This window comes from Polynucleobacter sp. HIN11 (assembly GCF_030297675.1).
Taxonomy (GTDB): domain Bacteria; phylum Pseudomonadota; class Gammaproteobacteria; order Burkholderiales; family Burkholderiaceae; genus Polynucleobacter.
This window is the reverse complement of the sequence record NZ_AP028142.1, coordinates 1,691,971-1,717,283: the sequence shown is the minus strand read 5'-3', so window position 1 is coordinate 1,717,283 and position 25,313 is coordinate 1,691,971. Positions and strand designations below refer to the sequence as shown.

General features: G+C 46.6%; 30 protein-coding genes. 20 read left to right on the top strand and 10 right to left on the bottom strand.

The annotated features are described in order from the left end of the window. Position 1: 1 nt before the first annotated feature. Positions 2-316, bottom strand: coding sequence for a DUF1840 domain-containing protein (locus QUE60_RS08700; RefSeq protein ID WP_286223643.1), 315 nt, complete (start codon positions 314-316; stop codon positions 2-4). A gap of 37 nt (positions 317-353) precedes the next feature. On the opposite strand from QUE60_RS08700, the gene argS reads away from it, so the two are divergent. The 3 genes from argS to QUE60_RS08685 are packed head-to-tail and all read left to right on the top strand — an operon-like array spanning position 354 to position 3,423. Next, positions 354-2,099 (top strand): arginine--tRNA ligase, encoded by a 1,746-nt coding sequence (gene argS / locus QUE60_RS08695; RefSeq protein ID WP_286226768.1) that lies wholly within the window; start codon positions 354-356, stop codon positions 2,097-2,099. A 47-nt stretch (positions 2,100-2,146) separates the two neighbouring features. Beyond that, positions 2,147-2,779 (top strand): SPOR domain-containing protein, encoded by a 633-nt coding sequence (locus tag QUE60_RS08690; RefSeq protein ID WP_286223641.1) that lies wholly within the window; start codon positions 2,147-2,149, stop codon positions 2,777-2,779. Beyond that, complete coding sequence (locus QUE60_RS08685; RefSeq protein WP_286223640.1) at positions 2,776-3,423, top strand: thiol:disulfide interchange protein DsbA/DsbL; 648 nt, start codon at positions 2,776-2,778, stop codon at positions 3,421-3,423. The genes QUE60_RS08690 and QUE60_RS08685 overlap by 4 nt, the downstream gene beginning before the upstream one ends. Before the next feature lie 2 nt (positions 3,424-3,425). Here QUE60_RS08685 and QUE60_RS08680 read toward each other — a convergent pair whose 3' ends face one another. The 5 genes from QUE60_RS08680 to QUE60_RS08660 are packed head-to-tail and all read right to left on the bottom strand — an operon-like array spanning position 3,426 to position 8,224. Further along, complete coding sequence (locus QUE60_RS08680) at positions 3,426-4,202, bottom strand: SDR family NAD(P)-dependent oxidoreductase (protein ID WP_286226767.1); 777 nt, start codon at positions 4,200-4,202, stop codon at positions 3,426-3,428. A gap of 8 nt (positions 4,203-4,210) precedes the next feature. After that, on the bottom strand, positions 4,211-5,461 hold the full coding sequence (locus QUE60_RS08675) for an SAM-dependent methyltransferase (RefSeq protein ID WP_286226766.1): 1,251 nt from the start codon (positions 5,459-5,461) through the stop codon (positions 4,211-4,213). Then, positions 5,458-6,243 (bottom strand): DUF1365 domain-containing protein, encoded by a 786-nt coding sequence (locus QUE60_RS08670; protein ID WP_286226765.1) that lies wholly within the window; start codon positions 6,241-6,243, stop codon positions 5,458-5,460. The genes QUE60_RS08675 and QUE60_RS08670 overlap by 4 nt, the downstream gene beginning before the upstream one ends. A 23-nt stretch (positions 6,244-6,266) precedes the next feature. Then, positions 6,267-7,652: an NAD(P)/FAD-dependent oxidoreductase gene (locus tag QUE60_RS08665; protein WP_286226764.1), complete on the bottom strand. Its 1,386-nt coding sequence runs from the start codon at positions 7,650-7,652 to the stop codon at positions 6,267-6,269. After that, complete coding sequence (locus QUE60_RS08660; RefSeq protein ID WP_458574686.1) at positions 7,649-8,224, bottom strand: glutathione peroxidase; 576 nt, start codon at positions 8,222-8,224, stop codon at positions 7,649-7,651. The genes QUE60_RS08665 and QUE60_RS08660 overlap by 4 nt, the downstream gene beginning before the upstream one ends. A gap of 133 nt (positions 8,225-8,357) precedes the next feature. Between QUE60_RS08660 and rfaE2 the strand changes: the two genes are divergently transcribed. Beyond that, entirely contained in the window at positions 8,358-8,855 is a 498-nt protein-coding gene (rfaE2, locus tag QUE60_RS08655; RefSeq protein ID WP_286226763.1) for a D-glycero-beta-D-manno-heptose 1-phosphate adenylyltransferase, read from the top strand. On the opposite strand, the gene QUE60_RS08650 is transcribed toward rfaE2, so the two are convergent. Continuing rightward, a complete protein-coding gene (locus QUE60_RS08650) occupies positions 8,852-9,661 on the bottom strand; it encodes a type III pantothenate kinase (RefSeq protein WP_286226762.1) in 810 nt (269 codons plus the stop codon). The genes rfaE2 and QUE60_RS08650 overlap by 4 nt on opposite strands. Continuing rightward, a complete protein-coding gene (locus QUE60_RS08645) occupies positions 9,658-10,458 on the bottom strand; it encodes a biotin--[acetyl-CoA-carboxylase] ligase (RefSeq protein ID WP_286226761.1) in 801 nt (266 codons plus the stop codon). The genes QUE60_RS08650 and QUE60_RS08645 overlap by 4 nt, the downstream gene beginning before the upstream one ends. A 38-nt stretch (positions 10,459-10,496) precedes the next feature. Between QUE60_RS08645 and QUE60_RS08640 the strand changes: the two genes are divergently transcribed. The 8 genes from QUE60_RS08640 to QUE60_RS08605 all read left to right on the top strand — a co-directional run bounded on the left by QUE60_RS08640 (position 10,497) and on the right by QUE60_RS08605 (position 16,533). After that, positions 10,497-11,621 carry a VanZ family protein gene (locus QUE60_RS08640; RefSeq protein ID WP_286226760.1) on the top strand — a complete coding sequence of 375 codons (1,125 nt, stop codon included), beginning with the start codon at positions 10,497-10,499 and terminating at the stop codon, positions 11,619-11,621. A gap of 39 nt (positions 11,622-11,660) precedes the next feature. After that, a complete protein-coding gene (locus QUE60_RS08635) occupies positions 11,661-11,966 on the top strand; it encodes a (2Fe-2S) ferredoxin domain-containing protein (RefSeq protein WP_108509177.1) in 306 nt (101 codons plus the stop codon). A 19-nt stretch (positions 11,967-11,985) separates the two neighbouring features. Further along, positions 11,986-12,705 (top strand): alpha/beta hydrolase, encoded by a 720-nt coding sequence (locus QUE60_RS08630; protein ID WP_286226759.1) that lies wholly within the window; start codon positions 11,986-11,988, stop codon positions 12,703-12,705. Beyond that, positions 12,702-12,977, top strand: a complete 276-nt coding sequence (locus QUE60_RS08625) for an HP0495 family protein (protein ID WP_286223630.1) — start codon at positions 12,702-12,704, stop codon at positions 12,975-12,977. The genes QUE60_RS08630 and QUE60_RS08625 overlap by 4 nt, the downstream gene beginning before the upstream one ends. Before the next feature lie 9 nt (positions 12,978-12,986). Further along, entirely contained in the window at positions 12,987-13,646 is a 660-nt protein-coding gene (gene lipB, locus QUE60_RS08620; RefSeq protein ID WP_286226758.1) for a lipoyl(octanoyl) transferase LipB, read from the top strand. Beyond that, positions 13,646-14,617, top strand: a complete 972-nt coding sequence (gene lipA, locus QUE60_RS08615; RefSeq protein WP_286223628.1) for a lipoyl synthase — start codon at positions 13,646-13,648, stop codon at positions 14,615-14,617. The genes lipB and lipA overlap by 1 nt, the downstream gene beginning before the upstream one ends. A gap of 106 nt (positions 14,618-14,723) precedes the next feature. Beyond that, positions 14,724-15,182, top strand: a complete 459-nt coding sequence (locus QUE60_RS08610; RefSeq protein ID WP_286226757.1) for a hypothetical protein — start codon at positions 14,724-14,726, stop codon at positions 15,180-15,182. Positions 15,183-15,189: 7 nt separating this feature from the next. Then, on the top strand, positions 15,190-16,533 hold the full coding sequence (locus tag QUE60_RS08605) for an MFS transporter (protein ID WP_286226756.1): 1,344 nt from the start codon (positions 15,190-15,192) through the stop codon (positions 16,531-16,533). Positions 16,534-16,537: 4 nt separating this feature from the next. On the opposite strand, the gene QUE60_RS08600 is transcribed toward QUE60_RS08605, so the two are convergent. Continuing rightward, positions 16,538-16,795: an accessory factor UbiK family protein gene (locus tag QUE60_RS08600; RefSeq protein WP_286226755.1), complete on the bottom strand. Its 258-nt coding sequence runs from the start codon at positions 16,793-16,795 to the stop codon at positions 16,538-16,540. A gap of 256 nt (positions 16,796-17,051) precedes the next feature. Here QUE60_RS08600 and QUE60_RS08595 point away from each other — a divergent pair, with 256 nt between their 5' ends. The 8 genes from QUE60_RS08595 (at position 17,052) to ptsP (ending at position 24,560) form a co-directional block, all read left to right on the top strand. Then, entirely contained in the window at positions 17,052-17,876 is an 825-nt protein-coding gene (locus QUE60_RS08595; protein ID WP_286225333.1) for a TorF family putative porin, read from the top strand. A 26-nt stretch (positions 17,877-17,902) separates the two neighbouring features. Beyond that, a complete protein-coding gene (locus QUE60_RS08590; protein WP_108509169.1) occupies positions 17,903-18,241 on the top strand; it encodes a P-II family nitrogen regulator in 339 nt (112 codons plus the stop codon). 10 nt (positions 18,242-18,251) lie between these two features. Beyond that, positions 18,252-19,637, top strand: a complete 1,386-nt coding sequence (locus QUE60_RS08585; protein WP_286225330.1) for an ammonium transporter — start codon at positions 18,252-18,254, stop codon at positions 19,635-19,637. A gap of 198 nt (positions 19,638-19,835) precedes the next feature. Beyond that, positions 19,836-21,134 (top strand): glutamate--cysteine ligase, encoded by a 1,299-nt coding sequence (gshA, locus tag QUE60_RS08580; protein WP_286223622.1) that lies wholly within the window; start codon positions 19,836-19,838, stop codon positions 21,132-21,134. An 8-nt stretch (positions 21,135-21,142) separates the two neighbouring features. Then, positions 21,143-22,081: a glutathione synthase gene (gshB, locus tag QUE60_RS08575; RefSeq protein WP_286223621.1), complete on the top strand. Its 939-nt coding sequence runs from the start codon at positions 21,143-21,145 to the stop codon at positions 22,079-22,081. Position 22,082: 1 nt separating this feature from the next. Continuing rightward, positions 22,083-22,547 carry a PTS sugar transporter subunit IIA gene (locus QUE60_RS08570; RefSeq protein ID WP_286226754.1) on the top strand — a complete coding sequence of 155 codons (465 nt, stop codon included), beginning with the start codon at positions 22,083-22,085 and terminating at the stop codon, positions 22,545-22,547. Next, entirely contained in the window at positions 22,534-22,803 is a 270-nt protein-coding gene (locus tag QUE60_RS08565; protein ID WP_286226752.1) for an HPr family phosphocarrier protein, read from the top strand. Before QUE60_RS08570 ends, QUE60_RS08565 begins: the two co-directional genes overlap by 14 nt. Positions 22,804-22,805: 2 nt before the next feature. After that, complete coding sequence (gene ptsP, locus QUE60_RS08560) at positions 22,806-24,560, top strand: phosphoenolpyruvate--protein phosphotransferase (RefSeq protein ID WP_286226751.1); 1,755 nt, start codon at positions 22,806-22,808, stop codon at positions 24,558-24,560. On the opposite strand, the gene QUE60_RS08555 is transcribed toward ptsP, so the two are convergent. Continuing rightward, positions 24,557-25,312 carry a HesA/MoeB/ThiF family protein gene (locus QUE60_RS08555; protein ID WP_286226750.1) on the bottom strand — a complete coding sequence of 252 codons (756 nt, stop codon included), beginning with the start codon at positions 25,310-25,312 and terminating at the stop codon, positions 24,557-24,559. The two genes, ptsP and QUE60_RS08555, sit on opposite strands and share 4 nt — an antisense overlap. Between the last annotated feature and the right edge of the window lies 1 nt (position 25,313).

The following is a 25,313-nucleotide window of genomic DNA, read 5'->3' as shown; positions in this document are numbered from 1 at the left end:
TTTACACGCCCCAGACTATGGGCTCTTGGTCTTTTAGCGCTTGACGCAGCAGTTCAAGAAACGGGTAAGCCCTTCGTCCTAGAGGGTCCGATTCAGACGACTGATCCTCGTCATCGTTTGCACCGTCTGAGCTAGGCGCCTTATCTTGTTCAGCATCAATCGCGGTCTGCAGTCGTTCGATATATCCCGGAATTTGTTCTGGGAGAAAAATACCCTGATTCTCAAAAGGGCGTCCAATCGCATTAAAAATCCGATGCGTTAGGTCATCTAGCATGATGACGGGAGCTGCATTTTTGGTCTGAAATTGATGAATCATCCATCAAGCATACCATCACTGATAAACTTTCATTTCTATGTTGTCTAGCCAAAAAACTCAGCTTACGCAATGCATCACGAATGCTTTGAATGCCCTAGCGCAAGAGCGTGGACTCGCAGCCGGTGAGTTTCCGATTCCGCATCTGGAGCGGCCTAAGGTGGCTGACCATGGTGATATTGCTTGCAATATTGCCTTGCAAATTTCGAAGGCATGGAAGACCAATCCGCGAGAGTTGGCACAAGCCATTCTTAGCCAATTAAATCAATTTCCTGAATACGGACAACTGATTGCAAGCGCTGAAATTGCTGGGCCTGGATTTATTAATTTTCGTTTGAGTCTTGCGGCCAAGTCTGCGGTGGTAGGGCTTATATTGCGTGAGGGCGCACGTTTTGGCCGTCGAGATCGTATGGGTAAGGCAGACCCGAGCTTGCCTAAGCGGGCCATGATTGAATTTGTATCTGCCAATCCCACCGGACCTTTGCATGTTGGACACGGGCGTCAGGCAGCTCTCGGTGATGCATTGGCCAATCTTTTAGACAGCCAAGATACTGATGTGCATCGGGAGTTTTATTACAACGATGCCGGAGTTCAGATTCATAATCTCGCGCTATCGGTGCAAGCACGTTTACAGGGTTTAAATCCCGAAAGTCCCAATTGGCCCAAGGAGGCCTATAACGGTGAGTATATTGCTGAGATTGCTGAGTCTTACCAAAGTACTGGCCATGATCTGTCTGATTTAGAACAGATTCGTCAGTATGCTGTTGCCTATTTGCGCAAAGAGCAAGATATTGACTTGAAAACCTTCGGTGTGCAATTTGACCAATTTTATTTGGAATCCTCTTTGTATACCGATGGAAGCGTTGAGCAAGTGATTAGCGATCTGCAGGCGGTTGATAAAACTTATGAGGCTGATGGCGCTTTGTGGCTAAAGACGACCTTAGATGGTGACGACAAAGACCGTGTAATGCGTAAGTCCGATGGTAGCTATACCTATTTTGTTCCAGATGTGGCTTATCACATCAATAAATGGAGCCGCGGTTTTGAAAAGGTGATTAATGTTCAGGGCAGTGATCATCATGGCACGATTGCTCGAGTTCGCTCTGGAATACAGGGAGTAGCACAAAAACGTAATTGGCCAATTCCAACCACCTATCCCGATTATGTGTTGCATAAGATGGTCACGGTCATTCGCGATGGCGAAGAGGTCAAACTCTCCAAGCGTGTTGGCTCCTATGTCACGTTGCGAGATTTGGTCGAATGGTCTGGTGGTACCCATCCAGACATGAGCAATGATGAGCGCAATTTAGCCTTGCAACGCGGGCGCGATGCGGTCCGCTTTTTCTTGATCTCACGTAAAGCAGATACCGAATTTGTATTTGATGTAAATCTAGCTTTGCAACAAAATGATGAGAATCCCGTCTTTTATGTGCAGTATGCCCATGCACGGATTTGTTCGATTCTTCAGCAATGGGGCGGGTCCTCTAGCGCCCTAGAGCATGCGAATTTAAGTCTGTTAGATAGTAAGGCGGCCGATCACTTGCTACGGAGATTATCGGAGTATCCAGAGGTATTAGCTAATGCTGCGTACGATTTGGCTCCACACGCTATTGCCTTCTATCTGCGCGATCTTGCCGGGGATTTTCATACTTTCTACAACGCCGACCGCGTTTTGGTGGACGACGAACAGTTGAAGTTAGCGCGCTTGGCATTACTAGCTGCCACACGCCAAGTCTTGGAAAATGGCCTAAAAATATTAGGGGTTAGTGCCCCACAAAAGATGTAATTTGAGCGGCTTGCTCGCATTTTTGAGCAAAGGTTAAGATAGAGGTCATGAATGACATTAAATCATCTGACGCACTAGAAAAGCGATCTGCTACCCAACTACTGGGCTCATCTGAGTCGGGCGGAATGATTATGGGTGTTTTGATTGGCGTTTTTGTTGGGGTTGGTTTAGCGCTGATTGTGGCTTGGTATTTAATGAAATCGCAGCCGCAAGAAAAGCCAGGAGTTCGGGCCCCAAGCGCGCCCGCATTTATGAAGCCGCTCCCACCAAAATCAGACAAAGAGACCGAGGAAGAGACTGCGGTTGCCGCACCTCAACTTGACCTTAATAAGCCGCTACAGACTAAAGTTCCTGGCATTGGCGGAGCCGACCCCGCACGCGATCCAATTGCAGATATTGCAGCGGGTAAGACCCCCGAAGCGAAGCCTGAGCCTAAAGCCGATACGATGTTTTATGTTCAGACCGGAGTATTTAATCAGCGCACTGAAGCCGATGCACAAAAAGCAAATTTAGCGATGCAGGGTATTCAGGCGCAACTGAGTGAAAGTGCAGTCGATGGAAACTCAGTTTGGCGTGTTCGTATCGGCCCATTTGGCAGTATCGAAGATACCACTACTGTGCGAAGTAAATTAACCATCCTTGGAATCAAACCAACCGTTATTCGTGTAAATCGATCATGAAATCGTTATTCAAATCCCTTGTCCTGATCTTGACCTTATTTGGCCTGCAATCATTTGCGCTTGCTCAAGCCCCGATTAAGGTTGAAGAAGGTTTTGATTACCGCGTTTTACCAATTGCCCAGCCAATTGATGTCAAAGGTAAGGTCGAGGTGATTGAATTTTTTTGGTATGGTTGCCCGCATTGCTTTGAGTTTGAGCCCGATCTAAAGGCTTGGTTAAAGCGTCAGAATAAAGACGTCGTATTTAAGAAAGTGCCCATTGCCTTTCGTGATGAACTCATGCCCCACAGCTTATTGTTTTATGCCCTCGAGTCTTTAGGAAAAGGTGAAGCGCTTAATGACAAAGTGATGTTTGCCATGCATCGTGAAAATAAGCGACTCCTGAATGAAAACGAAATTGCCGATTGGGTCGCCGCTCAAGGCGTTGATCGTAACGCATTCTTAGCAGCCTATCGCTCGTTTGCTGTTCTTTCAAAAGCGCGTGCTGCTAATCAGTTAGGGAATGCCTACCGAATTGATGGTGTTCCAACCGTGGCGATTCAGGGGAAATACATTACATCGCCATCGATTGCTGGGTCACGCGCCAAGTCCATTCAGGTGATGGATTTCTTAGTGAATAAAGTCCGCAAAGACGGCTACAAATAGATTTAGATCTTCACAAACTTACGCAATATCCAAAAGTAGATTGGGTAGGGCAAGATGCGTAAGAACTTTAAAAAGCCTGAAAAGCGTTTAGGGAAGTGAATATCAAATTCTCCGCGCGCAATTCCATCTAAGATCTCATTAGCAGCGGTCTGAGCAGAGATGAGGGCCGGCATTTCAAAGTCATTTTGTGCGGTTGCTTCTGTTTCTACAAAGCCCGGAGAAATCATATGAACCCCGACACCATTGGGCTGCAGATCATAAAACAAGGTTTCGCAGAAGTTAATCATGGCTGCCTTTGTGGGCCCGTAAGCCAAGGCCTTGGGTAAACCACTATAGCCTGCAACACTGCCGACAATGGCAATATGACCGCTACCGCGGGCAAGCATCGACGGCAATACAGCTCCAACAGCACGCATCGGACCCAAGAGATTCGAATCGACAGTTTTCTCAGCATCGGCCATATTGAAAGTATCGGCTCGCATCGGAATATAAATTCCGGAGACAAAAAGCAGTAAATCAATGCCGCCCCATTCTTTCTCTATCTTTTGATAGGCTCCTTGGATATCAGCCTCGCGCATGACATCAACAGGCAGAATTAGATAATCATCCTTGGCATGATTCTGCACAATTGCCTCAAGGCGTTCGACGCGACGACTAGATAGTGCAACACGAGCACCTTTTTGAAAAAGAGCCTTAACGCAAGCCTCACCGATGCCACTCGATGCCCCAATCACCCATACGCGTTGTTGCTGATAGTTAGTAATCGCTGGTTGCTTCATTGCTTGACCTATTTCGGTTGGTGGCTTAGCGTGAATTGAACGACATCAATATTTTGCTCTTTGAAGCCGGCTGCACAGTACATCAGATAAAAGTTCCATAACCGAATGAAGGGTTCATCAAACCCAAGCTCTCGGATTTCAGGCAGTTTTTGATTAAAGTGCTCATACCAAATACAAAGGGTTTTGGCATAGTCATGCCCAAAGGCGAATTCACATTCGATCTGGAGCCCCGCTTGTTGTGCATAGTGTTTAAATGCTTCTCGGGATGGTAACATCCCACCCGGGAAAATATATTGCTGAATAAAGTCTGTACTTTTACGATAGCGGTCGAACAGGTTTTCAGCAATCACAATTGTTTGAATACATGCTTTACCATTTTGCTTCAGGCAGCGGGCAAGGGTTTCAAAATACATTGGCCAATATTGCTCGCCAACCGCTTCAAACATTTCAATAGAAGCGATTCCATCAAATTGATCCTTGCAATCCCGATAGTCTTGAAGTCGTACTTCATGACGATTAGGCCATTGTCGATTGACGCGGTCCATTGCAAATGACTGCTGTTCAGTTGAGAGGGTGAGTCCTGTAACCCGGTGACCAGCAAGGGCTGCTTCTTCCATAAATCCACCCCACCCACAACCGATTTCCAGAATCTTGCTATTGGGTTGAAGTGCCAGAGAATTTAGGATATTGCGATATTTTGCCCGTTGCGCAAGCTCCAAACTGGCATTCGAGTCAGCCCCAAACCAAGCGCTCGAATAGGTCATGCTGGGATCAAGCCACAGGCGATAAAAGGCATTGCCTAGATCGTAGTGCGCATGAATATTCTTTTTGCTGCCCGCCTTATTGTTTCGGTTCAGAAAATGCCGAAATCGATACACTAGGGACCCAAACCAATTGCCGTAGATAGCACGCTCGAGAACATTTCGGTTCTTAACGGCAAGATCGAGTAACTTCTCAAGATTGGGGCTGTCCCAATCCCCGCGGATATACCCTTCAGCAAAGCCAATATCACCATGCCGCAAGATATCTTGGAATGCAGACCAGCGATGGAAGTGAATCTCAGCATGTAAGGAGTCGGTGCGATTGCCAAATTCACGCTGTTCACCATTTGGAAAAGTCATCACCAGATGACCGATCGATAACTGCTTTAAGAGGCGCTCAATGGTCCGAGCAGCAAGACTAAGTTTTCCATCTGCCGGGATTTTTTCAGTGCGCGATGCCGATAATTTATGAAGTAGGGTTTGTCCGGGACGAATCATGAACTCACTTCAATTCTGGGAGGTGTTGGTTTTGAGTGAAATGGTACCCCTTTTAACCAAAGTTTGAGAGCTTGCCAATGAATGCGCGCAATCACGCCAAAGGTCATCATTGGGTAGCGCAACTTCGCGCGGCTTAGAGCAGAGCGTGATAGGGGAAAATCTTGACCGCTAATGCTGGTGTAGATCAGTGGCTGATGATCGGTATAAAGCTCAATGCGACATACCGAATCCATTTTGCGTTGGCTGTCTTTGGAAAAAAGAAACCGAAACTGATACTCACCAGAAACATCACAAAATGGCGATACATGGAAAATTTTATGACTAATCAGTGTTTCACCTGAAAAAATTTCACCACCATCTTTTTTGTGAAGCAGGTAACAATGTCGCTCACCAAAAGTGTTATTCACTTCAGTTAAGATCGCTCGTACGGCTTGGTGCGCGTCCGTGTAGATCCAAAAGCTGACAGGATTAAAAACGTAACCTAAGACTCTTGGAAATGTTTGTAGCCAAATTTCACCATCAGGAATTGAAATACCCTCTTGCTCAAAAAGAGACTCTGCCCAGGTCAGAGAATTTTCCGTACCGTGACCATGATCGCGATCGTAAAACGAGTAAAAGGCCCATTGGTTATCGCCCATGCCATATTGTTTGAGAAGCTCGGGGTTGCGATTGCGCTCTCGCATCGGGATCTTTAATGTAAAGACTCCATAACTAAAGCGATTGACTACCGGTCTTAAGCGGCTATGCTTGACTTGACCAAAATTAATCAGTGGATGCGCCATCGCTCGCAATACCAATCTTTATCTTAGTTAGCCGATTGCAATGGCGGGCGCTTAAGCGGGGCATGGAGCGAGGCAACAAGGTCAGCTGCGACTAATTCTCCCGAGCGAAGACCGTCCTCATGAAAACCGTATCCAGTCCACGCGCCACAGAACCAAATTCCCGCTTTGCCTTGAATTAATGAAAGGTTCTTTTGTGCCGAAATCGCTTTGGCATCAAAAATAGGATGTGAATAGGCAATTTCTTTAAAAACAAATTCAGGTTTTGGTTCAACCAGAGAGTTAAGGCTCACAATAATGGGTTCTTGACCCAATGCGGCTGGTAGGGGCTGTAGCTTATTGATGAGATAGTCCACACTGACCGATTGGATCTGATTTTTGGCGTAAGTGGTTTTATAGTTCCAGGCCGCCCAGCAGCGCTTGGTCTTCGGCAAAAGGCTGGCATCGCGGTGCAACACTGCACGATTTGCTTGATAGGGGATGGCCGCCAAAAGAGAGCGATCAAACTCGTCAATCCCATGGAGTAGTTTTAGGCTCTCATCACTATGGCAAGCCATGATGACTTCGTCAAAATAATGAATTCCCTGAGAGCTAATCAATTCAATGCGTTTATCTGGGCTTTGTGCGTCTGGCACATTCACTTTTTTGACTGACTCGCGAATTAACTTGAATCGCTCTGGATGCATAGCGTTGATTAGTCTTGCCACATACTCTTTCGATCCGCCCTTCACTGTTAGCCATTGGGGACGATTGTTGACCTGTAAGAGTCCATGGTTATGACAAAACCGCACCATCGTTTCGATCGGAAATTCGAGCATTTGTTGGGTGGGGCACGACCAGATCGCACCAATCATTGGTAAAAAATACCACTCCCGAAACGATTGACTAAAGCCATGTTCATCCAGAAATGATGCGATTGATTGCAACTGATTTGGATCGGTGCTGTGCCCAGCGCTAACTTGCTTTGTTGCTAGCGCAGTTGCTAAGCGATTAAAACGTACGATATCAGCAACCATTCTCCAAAACGCTGGGCGGAGTAGATTCTTTCGTTGCCCAAATAAAGTACTCACGTTATCGCCCGACCATTCGAGGGAGCGATCAATGGAAACCGAAAAGGTCATTTCCGATAAGGCAATTGGAACCTGGAGCTCCTCGAATAAACGTGTTAGGCGGGGATAGGTTTTTCGGTTAAAGACTAAAAACCCAGTATCCACAGCGCACTTGATCGCACCATTACGACTTTGAACTTCGATATCAACCGTGTTACTGTGTCCACCAATATGAGATGCCTCCTCAAACAGCGTGACATGAACCCCTGCATTTTTTTGTAATGCATATGCGCAACCTAGGCCAGAAATACCAGCTCCAACAATTGCAATTTTTTTGGGGTGGGGATGAGAGGGAGCGTTCACGAGGCCTTAGACTTTAATAGTTTTTCAATTTCAGAAGTAATCGATTTGCTATCGGGTTTCGTCAGGCTATTAAAGGAATCCACAATATTACCGTCGCGATCAATCAGGTATTTGTAAAAATTCCACTTCGGCGTGGTGCCCGTTTTGGCAATCAACATCTTGAAGAGGGGATTCGCTTCTTTGCCACTAACAGAGCTTTTAGCAAACATCGGGAATTTTACATCGTAAGTATTTTTACAAAACTCAGCAATTTCTTTATTCGATCCCGGCTCTTGTTGCCCAAAATCATTTGATGGGAAGCCCAGAATTACAAAGCCACGATCTTTATAACGGGCATAAATTTTCTCAAGTGACTCATATTGGCTGGTAAAACCACAAAAACTAGCCGTATTCACGACCATGATGACCTTACCTTGGTATTGGCAAAGACTTTGAGGAATTTCATCCTGCAGCCTTGGAAAGGTATGTGACAGAGCGGGGCTGCACTTATTCGCCGATGGGTTGGCGTGTGCATCATTTGGACTTAGCATGGTCGTTGCACCAAATAGGGAAATCATGATTAACCATTTCATCAAGAATCCTCACTTTTAATCTAGAAACCTTGAAGTCTACCGTCTTCCGCCCTCTTTTGTATTTTGGGAAGAATTACCCCTTTAATTCAGGATCAGACAGGGTTTTGGGTTGGAATCATCTAGAATTTGGCTTATGACAGAGCCAATCTTGAAGCCCCCTGCTTTTGAAGCAAAACTATGTACCACTAGTGGGGATTTAGAGCAAAAGCTAAAGTCCTTGGCTCGTCCTATGGTTTTTACGAACGGCGTATTCGATCTTTTGCACCGGGGACATGTCAGTTACTTAGCGCAAGCCCGCCAGCTTGGCGGTAGTTTGGTCGTGGGCGTTAATTCAGATGCATCGGTGCGAATGTTGGGAAAAGGTTCTGATCGCCCGATTAATGGTCAAGAAGATCGAATGGCCCTCTTAGCGGCACTAGAAAGCGTTGATTTGGTGGTGTTATTTTCAGAGCAGACCCCTGTCGAGTTGATTCGTAAGATCCGTCCAGACATTTATGTCAAAGGCGGAGACTATGCAATTAAGACTTTAGAGGAGACGAAGCTTGTGCACGCATGGGGTGGAAAAGCATACGCGATCCCCTTTATTCATGAGCGCTCTACTACAAACCTACTTGGTAAGATTCGTTCTTAGTTCCTTGCGATTTGGGTATTGAGCCAAGCCCAGAGTCCTCGAAGTACCAAACCCGGCATTTTTTCTGCGGGGATTTGATTTTGAATCAGTCCTTCGAATAAGGTATTCGCATGACCACCATCAATCCATATACGGGTAACGGCTTGATGGCGCTCTTTAGCAAAATTGATTGCCTGTGTAATGGCTCCCAAATGGGCTAGCCGCGATCCTTCGTCAATCGCGCTTGCAGTATCTAATCCAATGCCACTCGATGCTTGATCAAGACTCGCTACATTGAGACCGGCGGTATGTTGCAATAGGCCTTCACGCATTAGTCCCAACCCCGGCAGAATCCAACCACCATAGTGCATTCCATTACCACCCAAAAAATCAATGGTTGTTGCGGTACCGGCACTAATCACTAAGGTGTTGTCATTGGATAGCTCTCGTGCAGCAATTAATGCAGCCCAGCGATCGGCACCCAGGGTGTGGGTGTTTTGGTATTGCGTCCGCAGAGATGGATATGATGAGTTTCCGAGTAGACGAAACTGGGGACAGTGTTGCCAGGGCTGAAGTAGCTCATTGATCTGTTGGACTGCAGATTCTGTAGCCACACTGCAAAGACCAATCGCACTTGGGGTTGGGATGGTATTGAGAATGTAGTGAGCCAGCTCATCACGGTGCTCTTTTGAGCCTAGTAACTTAGTATCAATCGCACCGGAGTGATCCCATAATTTTTTATCGCGCTCGACGGGATTGCGTTTGCTATTCACACTTGCCCACTTTAAGCGCGAGTTACCAATATCAATCAGTAAGAATGAGCTCATAGATGCTTTCTTAAAGAGACATCTCCGGCATAGATCGCCTTTAATTCGCTATTACCAGGCACTTGCAGTAAAAGTGCGCCCTCTTCATTAATGCCATGGGCAATGCCTGTTTGCTTAACTACGCCTGACTCCGAAATACTCACTGGTTGATCGCGATAGGCATCCCAAAAATCCCATTGCGAACGAAAAGGCGCAAATCCTTTTTTGGCAAAGAGTTCAAGATAGTCGCCCAGAGCGTTGAGAATGGCGAGCCAAACCAAATCAGCCTCTATTGGCATGTGCTTGTGATTGAGTTCTGAGAGAGCGCTAATCGGCAGTTGCGCAGCGCTCTCTAAGGATTTGGAATGGCTTAAGTTCATGCCGATCCCGATAATCATCCAGACTTGCTCATTTGGGTTGGAGCCCGACAGTTTTCCACCCTCAATTAGAATCCCACCTAATTTGCGTTCCTTGATCAAAAGGTCATTGGGCCACTTTAGTGAAAGACCGTACTGACGCAGACTCATTTCATCAAGTCCAAGACTCTTGGAGATCCCCTGGATCACCGCGAGTCCGCAAACAAGACTTAGCCCATGCAGCGATTGTTGTGTTTGATCAAAGGGATAAGCGAGCGAAAACGATAAAGAAGCATTTGGCTCTGTAAACCAATGTCGCCCAGATCGCCCTTTACCCTTGGTTTGGTTTTTGGCCAAACGGGAGATGGGGTCGATGAGCGCCCCAGAGCGCCATCGCGCCATGAGATCGTCGTTGGTTGATTCAGTTTGAGCAACGCGCTCAAGAATGCAATTCCAGTTCATTTGTCTATTGTAGAAAGGTCTCGATAGAATGGGTACTTATGTCAGGCAAAGCCAAAAAAGACCTTACTCAAGAACCTACTGATACGCCAAGAGTGCCTCAGCGTATCCATTGGCCTTTGCAGGCAATGCCGCTGGCTCGGGCAATCGCCATCATTTATGTCTTGCTCATTGGCTATGGATGTTTAAACCCTTTTAATGTGGATTGGAAGTTTGGTTTGGATCCATTTGCGTGGTGGTCGGGCCCCCTGCCTAAATACATTACCTTATTTGATGTGACGATCAATGTCTTGGGATATATTCCCTTGGGCTTTATTTTGGTGTTCGCTCTTTATCCTCGCTGGCAAGGATTTCGAGCAATTGCCATTGCCTTAGTATTCAGCGCCCTTCTATCGGGTGCGATCGAGAGTGCACAAAGTTGGTTACCCACCCGAGTACCGACACAAATTGATTGGATCGCTAATTTAATGGGTGCCTTAATTGGTGCACTATTAGCTCAACCTTTAGGCCCACATTGGTTATCTGGAACCGCACTGCGTAAGCGCTTTGATTACTGGTTTGGTACACGTTGGTTAAGTGTTGCCCTATTCATTTTGTTTCCGTTCGCACAAATTTATCCCCAAAGTGCATGGTTAGGCATGGGCTTTTTAGGTCTAGGTATCAATCCGGTTGCAAGCTGGGGTTTGGATGGAATGCACCACACGATTTATGAGGCTTTAGTAACCGGCCTTAGTTGGTTTGGCGTTTGCCTATTCTTTTCTTTAGCACTTCGCAACAATATTCCTAAACTACCAATCCTTGCAGGATTATTGGTGATTACGATCACGATCAAATCCTTATTTACCTCTCTACAGTTTGGGTCAGAGTTTGGCTTTGTGTGGTTAAGTGCGGGTGCAATTTGGGGGATGGTGCTCAGTAGTCTTCTGGCTAGTATTTTTATGCGCTGTTCAACTAGCATTCGGTTCATTGCCTGTATCAGCGCTTTAGTTGCTCTCATGATTTTGGTGAACTATTTCCCAGATAACCCCTACTTCACCATTAGCTTGCCTCGATGGAATCACAGCCGTTTAGCCCATCTCAACGATTTAATGCAATGGCTGTCTTGGCTGTGGCTGCCAGTGGCATTCATTTGGCTGATTCATTACGCCCGACGCGCAAATCAGTGAGTTCGGCTAGAAGCCTCATCCATCGATATAATTTCTAGGATGAGCTATCAATACCACCTATTCTTTTGTTTAAACGAGCGGAGCAATGGCGATGATTGCTGTGCTCGGCACAATGCCCAAGCCTTGTTTGATTTCACTAAAAAACGAGTCAAAGAATTGGGACTCAACGGTGCAGGCAAGGTACGTGTGAATAAAGCAGGTTGTTTAGATCATTGTGCGAACGGCCCCGTTATGGTGGTTTATCCCCAGGGTGTGTGGTACTCGATGATCGATACCGAAGATGTAGAAGAAATTATCGACTCTCATTTGATGCAAGGTAAGCCTGTCGAACGTTTAATGATTTAATTGAGCGATTAGGCATGGCATGAACAGTCGGACCCAAACTATTACGATTTCTGGCCCAGTGGGCCAGATTCAGCTCTCGATTGATTTGCCAGAGAGCCTTAAACAAAATCCCCATACTGAGTTGCGAGGATTGGCCTTGATTGCTCACCCCCATCCCTTACTCGGTGGCACCATGGATAACAAGGTGGTGCAGACCTTAGCAAGAACGTTTAATCAGTTGGATTATGTATGCGTGAGACCAAATTTTCGGGGGGTTGGTTTATCAGAAGGCGTCCATGATGAGGGGCGTGGTGAGCTTGACGACCTGATTTGCATTAGTGATTGGATGCGCACGCCAGGAGCTTGGACGCAAAGCCTGCCAAATGCTAATGAGCAGCTTTGGATTACCGAAGTCAATCAATTGCCATTGGTGCTAGCCGGTTTCTCCTTTGGTAGTTATGTGGGCACCCATTTAGTTCAAAAACTAGCTGAGCTTGGACGACCGGTAGAGCGCTTTGTCATGGTGGGTAGCGCAGCAGGCAAGTGGGAGCTGGCCGAACGTGTTCCCACCGATACGATTGTGATTCATGGGGAAAATGATGAGACCATTCCGTTGAGTGCGGTATTTGATTGGACTCGTCCTCAAGAATTAACTGTGCATGTGGTACCAGGAGCCGATCATTTTTTTCATCGCAAGTTGCACTGCATACGCAATATTATTTTGTCTAACTGGTTGGGCTTTCCGAGAACATCATCATGAACACCAATACTCCTGCAGAGTCCCTGATTCAGTACCCATGTGATTTTCCAATCAAGGTAATGGGTAAAGCAGCCCCCGAGTTTTTGCCAGCCGTGATTCATATTGCCAAGCAATTTGATCCGGATTTTCAGGAGACAAGCATTGAAGAGCGGCCATCGCGTGATGGTAATTATCTGGGCCTAACCATTACAGTGCATGTAACCAGTCGTGAGCAGCTCGATGAAATCTATCGAACACTATCCACCCATCCCTTGGTGAGCGTCGTACTCTAGTGAGTTGCTATGCAGGCTAGCCCAGTACAAATTCGGTTCTTGGGCATGGTGGGATACCAAGAAGCTTTTGAATCCATGCAACGGTTTACACAAGAGCGCTCTGCGACGACGATTGATGAAGTGTGGGTCTTGCAACATCCTCCGGTCTTTACCTTGGGCTTGGCTGGAGAGCCAAGTAATTTACATACTCCGATTGATTCTATTCCTCTTATTGAAGTTGATCGTGGCGGTGAGATTACCTATCACGGGCCAGGCCAAATCGTGATTTATTTATTACTTGATCTTAAGCGTAAGAAGCTCTATGTCAAAGAGCTGGTTTCGCGCATTGAGGAAGCGCTTATCCAGACCCTAATTGATTGCAAGGTAATTACTGAGCGTAAGTCCGGTGCTCCTGGCATTTATCTTAGTGAGCAGCCTCAGGTATCACCGTCCCTTTGGGGTGCCAAGATTGCAGCCCTGGGGCTTAAAATTACCAAACAATGTAGTTACCACGGTTTGGCACTGAATATTGATATGGACTTATCACCCTTTGAGGCAATCCACCCTTGTGGCTATGAGGGCTTAAAAACGATTGATCTCAAGTCGCTTGGAATCAGCGAGAATATCGATACCGTTGCAGGAAATTTACTGAATCACCTACAACAGCAGTTGCAACTGGAACCTGTTTGATGAGCGATCTAAAAAAAGAATACGATCCCCTGCAAAAACAAAAATCGGCAGACAAGACTGCGCGGATTCCAATTAAGATCGTGCCTCTAGCCGAGACCTTAAAAAAGCCGGACTGGATTCGGGTCAAAGCCGCATCGAGTAGTTCGCGCTTTAATGAGATTAAACAGATTTTGCGTGAGAACCAGTTGGTCACTGTATGTGAAGAGGCAAGCTGTCCTAATATTGGTGAGTGTTTTGGTAAAGGCACAGCCACCTTTATGATCATGGGCGATAAATGTACGCGACGCTGCCCGTTCTGCGATGTGGGGCATGGCAGACCTGACCCCTTGGATACGCAAGAACCGATTAATCTCGCGAAGACAATAGCTGCACTCAAACTTTCCTATGTGGTGATTACAAGTGTTGATCGTGATGATCTGCGTGATGGCGGCGCACAGCATTTTGTCGATTGCATCCGACGAACCAAAGAGCTTTCACCGTCAACTCGTGTTGAGGTTTTGGTGCCTGATTTTCGGGGACGACTTGAGAAGGCTCTCGATATATTTGCTAGTGATCCACAAGGCTTGCCTGATGTCATGAACCATAACCTGGAAACCGTACCGCGCTTATATAAGCAAGCGAGACCAGGATCAGACTATGCACATTCATTAAAGCTATTGAAAGACTTCAAAGCACGCTTTCCACAGATACCGACTAAGAGTGGTTTGATGGTTGGATTGGGCGAAACCGATGAGGAGATCTTGGAGGTCATGCAGGATATGCGCGCGCATGATATTGATATGCTCACCATTGGTCAGTACCTTGCCCCTTCAAATCACCACTTACCAGTATTGCGGTATGTGCACCCAGATACCTTTAAAGAGTTTGAGCAAAAAGCGTATGCGATGGGCTTTAGCCATGCAGCGGTTGGTGCGATGGTGCGCTCAAGTTATCACGCTGATCAACAAGCCCATGAGGCTGGCGTTGTATAGGGCAATACGCATATTTGGGCTAGCTACCCTTTGTACTCTCATCGTAGCGTGTAGCCCTCAATTTGATTGGCGTACCATTAAAAACGATGCGCAGGGCTATTCGGTGATGTTTCCGAGTAAGCCCCAACTAATTGAGCGCGACATTACCTATCAAACAACGTCTCTAAAGCAAACTCTCGAGTTCGCCAAAGTCGATGAGGATGTATTTGCCGTGATGACCACACAAATCCCAGCCACGATTGCGACTCAGGTTACACAGGTTGAGCAGATGTTAAAAAATACCCTGCTACGACAGGCAAACACAACCCAATTTAATCTGGTCAAAGATGCTACCAGCCGAATTGGCCCAGCGGGTCAAGCTAAACAAGTCACGCAAGACTATTATTTAGGTCTTCCTGAAAACAAAAAGGTGATGCGGGTGCGGTGGTTAATTAGGCCGGCTGCCAATGATTCTGTGAACCTTTATCAAATCAGCGTCATTCGGACGGGGCAGTTCACTCAATTAGAGTCTCTCCTCAGTCAAGAAAACATCGCTATATTTTTTGATGAGTTTCGACCAAACTAAGCACTAAATGAGTCGGGCGCATTATTCCCATTGGTATGGCAGACCCAATGATCATCTAAGGCTACCCTTAGAGGGTGGCTTTGCATTGCGGATTTTCTTATGCTTTGCCATGGCCTACTTTATGTCGTATGCATTTCGTACGATCAATGTGGTGATCGCTCCAGATCTTGTGCGCGATCTTCAAATTAGCAATGCGGATTTAGGACTCTTGTCCTCAGCCTATTTTGTTGGCTTTGGAATGACCCAAATTCCCCTGGGTTTGGCGCTTGATCGCTTTGGCCCACGGATTACTGAAGTCTGGGTGATGACCCTCGCTGTGATTGGCGCCATTATTTTTGCCTTGGCTGAGAACTTCAACACATTAGTGATTGCACGGGTCTTAATTGGAATGGGGGTGTCCGCCTGTCTAATGGCTGCATTCTCAGGATTTAGGGCTTGGTACGCACCCTCTCAACAAGGACAATTAGCTTCAGCCATGTTGGTGTTTGGTACCAGCGGTGCCCTAGCAAGCACATGGCCTGTACATTTGGTCACACCCTATATCGGTTGGCGCGGGGTCTTTTTAGTCCTAGCTGGCTTGTCATTTCTGGCAATCCTGATTCTGTACTTTGGTTTGCCAGTGCGAAAACAACATAAGCAACATCAGCACACAAATCACGAAATACCCAGCGCACAAGCGAATTTATCGTGGCAAAGCTATCAGCCAATTTTGACCAATCCATTTTTCTGGCGCATCCTGCCACTAGGCACATTTTGTTATGGCGGATTTATCGCGATTCAAACCTTATGGTTTGGCCCATGGCTCATTGAGGTGATGGAGTATCGCCCAAGCACTGCCGCACAAATCGTATTTGGATTTAACACCGTACTCCTCTTTGCCTATCTCTTTAATGCTTGGATCTTGCCAAAATTAGCCAAGCGCGGAGTTGATACGATGCGCTACATGACCTGGATGGTTGGCGCATCGATGATCATGCAGGCCTGTGCGTATTTTTGGCAAACGCCCTTGGTATGGATCTGGTGGTATCTATTTGCTATTACCTGCGCCTCGTTTGTGTTGGCGCAGAGCATTATTGTTTTGTATTTTCCGAAGCACTATTCGGGAAGAGTCAGCACCACCTATAACTTAACACTCTTTATTGGCGCCTTTATTGTGCAATGGGGTATCGGTCATTTATTGGATTTGGGCATTGCTTTGGGTTGGAACAAAAGCAGCGCTTATGATTTGGCGCTAGCGGTATTTCTAGTGGTGCAGATTGCTGGCTTTATTTGGTTCTTGATTGCACCCAAATATTTTCCAGCTACCTTCTTTCGAGATGACGAAGCTGAAGATGAGGTCGTAAAGATCTAAATCATTACGACTTGTTTTCGAGGGCCGCTACTTTTGCTTCAAGCACCTCTAATTTCTCACGGGTCTTAGCCAAGACCTTCGACTGAATATCAAACTCTTCGCGTGTAACCAAATCCATGCGCTGAAAACCCTGGGTCATCATGGCCCGAACATTTTTTTCAATGTCTTTAGCGGGCGAGTTACGGATTACCTCACCGATCTTGTTTTGCATATCGACCGCAATGGTCTGCATTTGCTCGAATAGTTGACTAGGTTTTTGCATAAAAGAATTGTAGGGCGAAGCCAAAGACCTTGCATGCCCAAAGGTGGTGCACAAAATGACTCCAAATGATGCATTTATTTGGTGCAAAAGCCCACAAAAACCCCAGATATTCACCAAAATAAGCACCAATTAAGTCAAATCCAAAGCCAAAAAATTAAATAAATACTTGATTTAAAACAATATTTAATAACCTGGCACGCTTATTGCATGACTAAATGTGTAGTGCATTTTTTCATTCAACCAGAAGGGAGTATTTATGAACACTTTTAAGAAAACCACACTCGCTTTAGCGATCTCAGCATTGGCAGGTGGCGCCATGGCGCAATCTGCACCAGCTGAAGAGAAGAGCCCAATCTCTGCAAACGTAACAATTACTAACGACTACAAGTATCGAGGAATTAGTCAAACCAATGGCCAACCTGCTATTCAAGGAGGATTTGATTATGCCCATGAGAGTGGCTTCTATATTGGAAACTGGAACTCAACCATCAGCTGGATTAATAATCAAGTGCCAACAGTTACAGCACCTGTCGAAATGGATTTTTATGCCGGATTTAAAAAAGAGCTGATTGCCCCAGGATTTGCCTCTGATTTTGGTGTGCTTCAGTATTACTACCCAAACAAAGGAACTTTTACATTTATTAATAATCCAAATACAACCGAGCTGTACGCAGCCCAGAACTTTACATTTGGGCCCGTAAGTGGATTTGTTAAATTTTCTTATGCTGTTACATCATTATTTGGAATTCCAAATAGTAGTGGATCATTTTATCCCGACTTAACTGTAAACTATGACACGGGAATATGGGGATTAACAGCCAATGGTCATATTGGTTACCAATATATTGCTGGACAGCCAAATACAACTATCCCAGGATATCCTCAAACTCTAAATAATTTAAGTTACACAGACTGGAAATTGGGTGTAACTAAAGATTTTGGAGGCGGCTTGTCACTCTCAGCTTCCTATATAAGCACAAATGCGAATAGAGAATGGTTTACTGCTGGCGCTGGTACAAATGCACCAACAAACTGGGCTGGTCGTGGAAGCGCCGTTGTTGCCCTCACCAAAACCTTCTAATTCCCCTCACTATCTAGGAGATATGCATGAAAATGATTACCGCAATCATCAAGCCTTTCAAGCTTGACGAGGTGCGTGAGGCTCTCTCAGAAGTTGGGGTTTCAGGCATCACCGTTTCAGAGGTGAAAGGCTTTGGTCGACAAAAGGGTCACACCGAGTTGTATCGCGGCGCTGAGTATGTAGTTGATTTTTTACCCAAGGTTCGCATTGAAGCTGCGGTAGAAGACGGCATTCTTGATCGCGCCATAGAGGCGATTGAGAAATCAGCACGCACGGGCAAGATTGGTGATGGCAAGATTTTTGTCTCTTCAATCGAACATGTCGTTCGTATTCGTACCGGTGAAACCGGTACCTCAGCACTATAAGGGGTTAAACATGTTGAATTGGATAAAAAAAGTCCTAACGAGTGGCGCAGTGGCACTAGCCATTGGCGTCACTGGTGTAGTGGCAACGTCTGCTGCTTTGGCTGCTCCTGAGCCAATCGCTGCCGCCGCTGCTACTGCTGCAGCCGCTGCTCCAGAGGTAAAAGCGACTGTTGAAAAAGCAGATATTGCTTGGATGATGTTAAGTACCATCTTGGTCATCATGATGGTTGTTCCAGGCTTGGCCTTGTTTTATGGTGGCTTGGTCCGCAGTAAAAACATGCTCTCGGTCTTGATGCAGGTCATGACAGTGTTTTCATTGATTGCTATCTTGTGGGTGATCTATGGATACTCCTTGGCATTTGGTGGCGAAGGGCTATTTATTGGTGACTTTAGTAAGCTCTTTTTATCGGGCGTTACGATTGAGTCCTTATCGGATACTTTTACCGACACCTCTAAGATCCCTGAATTAATTTTTATTGCTTTTCAGGCAACCTTTGCCGGCATTACTGCCTGTCTGATTGTTGGCTCGTTTGCTGAGAGAATGAAATTTGCAGCAGTGCTTTTGTTCTGCGCAATCTGGTTCACCTTCGCCTACCTCCCAATCGCTCACATGGTTTGGGGCCCAGGAGGCTATCTGCTTGGTAAGGGCGATCTCGACTTTGCTGGCGGCACCGTAGTTCATATCAATGCAGGGATTGCAGGTTTAATTGGTGCCTACATGATTGGCAAGCGGATTGGTTACGGTAAAGATGCAATGACGCCGCATAGCCTGACCCTGACCATGGTTGGTGCATCACTTCTCTGGGTGGGCTGGTTTGGATTTAATGCGGGCTCAAACTTGGAAGCAAATGCAACCGCAACCTTGCCATTCATTAACACCTTGCTTGCGCCTGCTGCTGCAGTCTTGGCTTGGAATATCGCTGAGACTATGTTTAGAGGTAAGGCCTCGATGTTAGGTGCAGCATCTGGTGCGATTGCAGGATTGGTTGGTATTACTCCAGCTTGCGGCACAGTCGGTCCAATGGGCGCAATTGTGATTGGACTTGTTTGCGGATTCGTTTGTTTCTGGGGTGTGAGTGGTTTGAAGAAAATGCTCGGTGCGGATGATTCCTTAGACGTGTTCGGCGTTCACGGTGTAGGTGGCATCATTGGTGCGATCCTAACCGGAGTGTTCACGGCCCCAAGTCTGGGTGGAACAGGCGATGCGGATTTCTCAATCGCTAGTCAAGTATTGATCCAGGCTGAAGGTGTCGGTATCACTATTATCTGGAGCGCAATTATTTCTGTGATTGCGTACAAGATTGTTGATATCGTGATTGGTTTACGTGTAAACGAAGATCAAGAGCGTGAAGGTCTCGATCTCGTATCGCACGGTGAGACCGCTTATTCAAAATAAGCATTCTGATGTAATGGGTTTGGTGGTTTTTAGTGATTCCAGCAAACCCAGACATCAAATAGTAGTTGGTAGTGTGGCATGGCAATAGTGATTTGTTGTTTTTTACCCCTCACTAGGCGGCACTGGTTGGTTGCCTAGTTTTTAAGCGCGGAATCGTAAGATTCCGCGTCTTTCTTTCAAAAAACTTACAATGCGGATATGGTCCCGCATCTTATTACCGCCTTAAGTGGCCCTCTCTTAGAGCTCGAGTCGAAAGTACTCGAAGCAACCCCAACGATTGAGCGCTGGTTTCGCTTGGAGTGGCAGGAGCATACTCCACCGTTTTATTGCTCGGTCGACCTGCGAAATTCTGGATTTAAGCTCTCTCCAGTTGATACCAATTTATTTCCGGGTGGGTTTAATAATCTATCTCCCGAAATGTTGCCTTTGGCCGTTCAGGCTGCGATGGCAGCGATTGAGAAAATCTGCCCAGAGGCCAAAAATTTATTGTTGATCCCTGAGCGGCATACTCGTAATACCTTCTATCTACAGAATATTGCTTGCTTATCATCGATTCTGCGCCAAGCGGGATTAAATGTTCGTTTGGGTACCCTATCGGACGATATTAAAAAACCAACCACCATAGAGTTGCCAGAGGGTGGCAAATTAGTTTTAGAGCCACTAACGCGCCTAGGTTTACGCAAGACCCGTTTGGGACTCAAAGATTTTGATCCTTGCTCTATTTTGCTTAACAATGATTTATCCGCGGGCATTCCGCCAATCCTCGAGAATGTGTACGAACAGTACTTGCTCCCAGGGCTGCATGCCGGCTGGCCGATTCGTCGAAAGTCCAATCACTTTCAGGCGTATGAAGAGTTAGCCAAGAAATTTGCCAAATTAATCAATATTGATCCGTGGATGATTAATCCCTATTACGCTCGTTGCACTGGGATGGATTTTCATGAGCAAAAGGGTGAAGAGCAATTACTCGCAGCCGTTGATCAAGTTCTTAAAAAGACCGCTAAGAAATACCGTGAGTACGGCATTAAAGATAAGCCCTATGTGGTTGTTAAGCCCGACGCTGGAACCTATGGAATGGGCGTGATGATTGCGCACGACCCCAATGATTTAAAGAACTTAAACCGCCGTGATCGCAATAAGATGAGCATCGTTAAAGAGGGTCTTGCGGTCAGTGACGTGATTGTTCAAGAAGGTGTTTATACCTTTGAGAAGGTTAATGAGGCCGTGGCCGAACCTGTGGTTTATATGATCGATCGTTATGTTATTGGGGGTTTTTATCGGGTTCATACCGACCGTGGACCCGATGAGAATTTGAATGCACCTGGCATGCATTTTGTGCCGCTCGCGTTTGAGCAAAACGCCATGCCCGATATGAAAGCTAAGCCAGGTAGCGCAGCACCAAACCGCTTTTACTTATACGGTGTTGTGGCGCGTTTGGCTTTGCTGGCTGCATCGCTTGAGCTTGAGCGCACCGATCCGGATGCCGAGGCCGCTTAAGTCTGGCCATGAAATTTCTGTTTATTGCTGATCCACTCGATTCGTTTAAGGTCGAGAAAGATAGCACTTTAGCCATGATGCGTGCTGCACAGGCTGCAGGGCATGCGATTTGGTATACCCAAAGCCATGACTTGGTTTGGGGTCAAGGCAAGGCCAGAGCACGTTGTCAAACAATTGAACTGTTGGATGGTGAGCATTGGTATGCCCTGGGTTCATTTGAGGAGTATCCGTTGGAGTACTTTTCAGCGGTCTTAATGCGCCAAGATCCACCATTCACGGTAGAGTATTTGACGAGCACCTGGATCCTATCGGCAGCTGTTTTACAAGGAGCGCGGGTATTTAACTCACCGGATGCAGTTCGCAATCATTCTGAAAAACTCTCGATCACGGAGTTCCCGCAATTTATCCCCCCGAGTTTGGTGACGCGCGATATTCATGCGATCCGCGATTTTCATCGGCTGCATCACGACATTGTTATTAAGCCACTCGATGGTATGGGTGGCATGGGCGTATTTCGGGTGGGGCCCGATGGACTTAATTTAGGAAGCATTGTTGAAACCCTTGGTGAGAACGGCGCACGTACTCTAATGGCCCAACGTTACTTGCCCGAAATTACCTCGGGCGATAAGCGCGTTTTGCTCATTGGTGGTGAGGTCATGCCTTATGCTTTGGCGCGTATACCGCAGGGCTCAGAGATTCGTGGGAACTTAGCCGTTGGTGGCAAAGGTTTAGCCATGGCTCTGACCGCACGCGAAGAGGAAATTGCCAATCATTTAGCCCCTATTCTGGCTAAGCGTGGCTTGTTCTTAGTGGGCCTCGACATGATCGGCGGTTACTTGACCGAGATTAATGTGACAAGCCCCACCTGTTTTGTGGAAATTACTCAACAAACCAATTTGGATATTGCTCAAAAATGGCTTACATTGCTTGAAAAGGAGCTCATTTAAGGTGCCAGGAATCCTAATTGTTGCCCACACCCCAATTGCCGGATCCATGCTTGGTTTTGTTGAGCATACCTATGGCAAGGTGCCGGTTCGTATGGCTGCGGTTGATATTCCTCCGCATGAAGACACCAAGATTAGTTTTGATCGCGTCTATGAAGCCGCCACTCAGGTTCAAAGTGAATATGGCATATTGGTTTTAACAGACGTTATGGGTGCTACCCCAGCGAATGTTGCCACTCGGCTTGCCAAATCTGGACTCTTTTCATGCAAGGTGATTGTGTTAGCTGGTGTGAACTTGCCAATGCTCATGCGAGCGATTTCTTATCGAGGTACCGGAGTTGAATCGGTTGCTCTTAAAGCTATGCAGGGTGGTCAAAATGGCATTATTCGTTTAGGAGCGCCCTCTTCAATGACCGATGCCGAGCTTATGTTGAATCAGAATGCAGGAACGAGCGATGCCAAAACTTGATATTGAAATCATTAATAAGCTTGGCCTGCATGCACGCGCGTCCGCAAAGTTATCGCAACTCGCTAGTGAATACCCGTGCGAGGTATTTATGAGCAAGAATGGCCGACGCATTAATGCGAAAAGCATTATGGGCGTAATGATGCTTGCTGCTGGCATGGGTAGTACCGTTACGATCGAGACCGTTGGCGAGAAAGAAGACGAAGCCCTAAAGAAAATTTGTGAGCTGATTCAAGACCGATTTGGTGAGGGCGAGTAGGAATGACCTTTGCTCTTCACGGTATTGCCGTCTCTAAAGGTATTGCGATTGGTAAGGCCGTATTAATTTCAAGAGCCGCCCTTGAGGTTAGTCACTACCTGATTGAGCCTGGGACCGAAGAAGCCGAAGCTAATAAATTACTCGAAGCGTTTGATTGCGTGCGCCAAGAACTCAATACCCTTAAAGCCGCTTTACCAAAAGATGCTCCACAGGAGATGGCAGCATTTTTGGATGTTCATCAATTAATCCTCTCGGACCCAACCTTAGCTGAGAAGCCCTTAGCCTTGATTCGGCAAAAACGCCTAAATGCTGCTTGGGCCCTGACCACCGAGCTCAATGATTTGCTTGAGCAGTTTGCTGAAATGGACGATCCGTATTTAAAGGAACGTGGCAATGATATTCGGCAGGTCGCTGAGCGAGTCTTAAAGGCATTGCAGTCGCATAACCGTCAGACTGTGGTTGGTGGTGAAGGACTGATTACAGGACACTTTGAGGATGACACGATTGTGGTGGCGCATGATATTGCACCTCATGATATGTTGCGCTTTAAAGAGAATGCGCTGGGTGGATTTGTAACCGATTTAGGTGGCAAGACCTCTCACACTGCTATTGTGGCGCGTAGCTTAGAAATACCAGCAGTCGTAGGTATACGCCATGCCAGCGACATGATTGAGCACGGCGATTGGATTGTGATTGATGGGGACCGCGGCATTGTGGTGGTTGCTCCCGATGAGATGCTTCTGGCTCAGTATCGAAGTCTTCAGACTGAAAAACGCCTGGAGTCTGAAAAGCTACAAGAGCTTAAGTACAGCCCAACCCGCACCAAAGATGGTGTTGAGATCGAGTTATTTGCCAATATTGAGTTACCAGAAGATGCAAAACATGCTCTGGAATTAGGTGCGGTTGGCATTGGATTATTTCGGTCTGAGTTCTTGTTTATGAACCAAGAACATGGTCTTCCGGATGAAGAGAAGCAATATCAGGAATACACCCGTGCGGTGGAGGCAATGTTTGGTTTGCCAGTGAATATTCGTACGATTGATATTGGCTCTGATAAAGCAGTCGCGGGAGCTGAAACTGGTTCTACTGGAACATCTCCTCTGGGTTTGCGCGCCATTCGTTGGTCGTTGTCTGAGCCCGAGATATTTTTAACTCAATTGCGCGCCATATTACGAGCGTCTGCACATGGCCAAGTTCGACTGTTATTGCCAATGTTGGCGCATGCACAGGAGATTCATGAAAGTTTGCGGCTCATTGAAAAGGCTAAACAGCAATTACAAGAGCGGGGCAAGGCGTTTAATCCAGATATTCAGGTAGGAGCAATGATTGAGATTCCAGCCGCCGCCTTGATGATGCCGCTCTTTGTCAAACACTTTGATTATTTATCAATTGGTACCAATGATTTGATTCAGTACACCTTGGCGATTGATCGTGCCGATCATGCGGTTGCTCACCTATACGACCCATTAAATCCGGCAGTACTCAATTTAATTGCCGGAATTATTCGTGAGGCAAACCGAGCCAATGTGCCGATTGCAGTATGCGGCGAGATGGCGGGTGATCCTGCCTTGACAAAGCTCTTATTGGCGATGGGATTGACCGATTTCTCAATGCACTTTAGTCAGCTCTTACTGGTTAAGCGCGAGATCATGCAGGCCGATACCCGCAAGTTGAAGATGCATATTGATGAGTTACTGGCGGCTTACGAGCCAGTTGAGCAAAGCATTCTATTTAATCGCTTGAATTCAATTCATTAGTGCGTGCCTGGTCCGCACACTGGACAAGCGTGATGGCGTGCGAGTTTAATTTCATCGATCTGGGTCGTGCGGGCATTCCAGATCAGCAAGCGCCCGATTAACGGCTCTCCAAAACCAATAATGACTTGCAGAGTTTGCGCCGCCTGAATAGTTCCAATAATGCCTACTAGAGGTGCAAAGACCCCCATGCTGGCACAGTTGGTTTCAACATAATTAGGATCTGGTGGGAAGACGCAGGCATAGCATGGTGAGTTTGGATCGCTAAAATCAAATACGCTCACCTGACCATCAAAGCGTAATGCGGCGCCTGAGACCAATACTTTTCCATGGGTAACGCATACCCGATTAATCAGGTGTCGGGTCGAAAAGTTATCAGTACAGTCAACCACTACATCAACATCACCAAGCAGCTCTTTGAGTAAGGGTTCATCAAGCCTTTTTTCAAGCGCTTCAACCTGACAGCTGGGATTTAAGCTTTTCAGAAAACGTTTGCCTGAGGCCACCTTACTCATGCCAATGCTATTGTCTTGGTGCATGATTTGACGCTGAAGGTTAGTAAGCTCGACATGATCATGGTCGATTAGAGTAATTCGTCCAATGCCAGCGGCAGCTAGATAAGGCGCGCACGCAGAGCCTAAACCACCAGCCCCAATTACGAGTACGTGGGAACTTAATAGGCGCTCTTGGCCTGCAATATCAATTTCATCGAGTAGTAGATGACGCGAATAGCGAAGGAGTTGCTCGTCATTCATG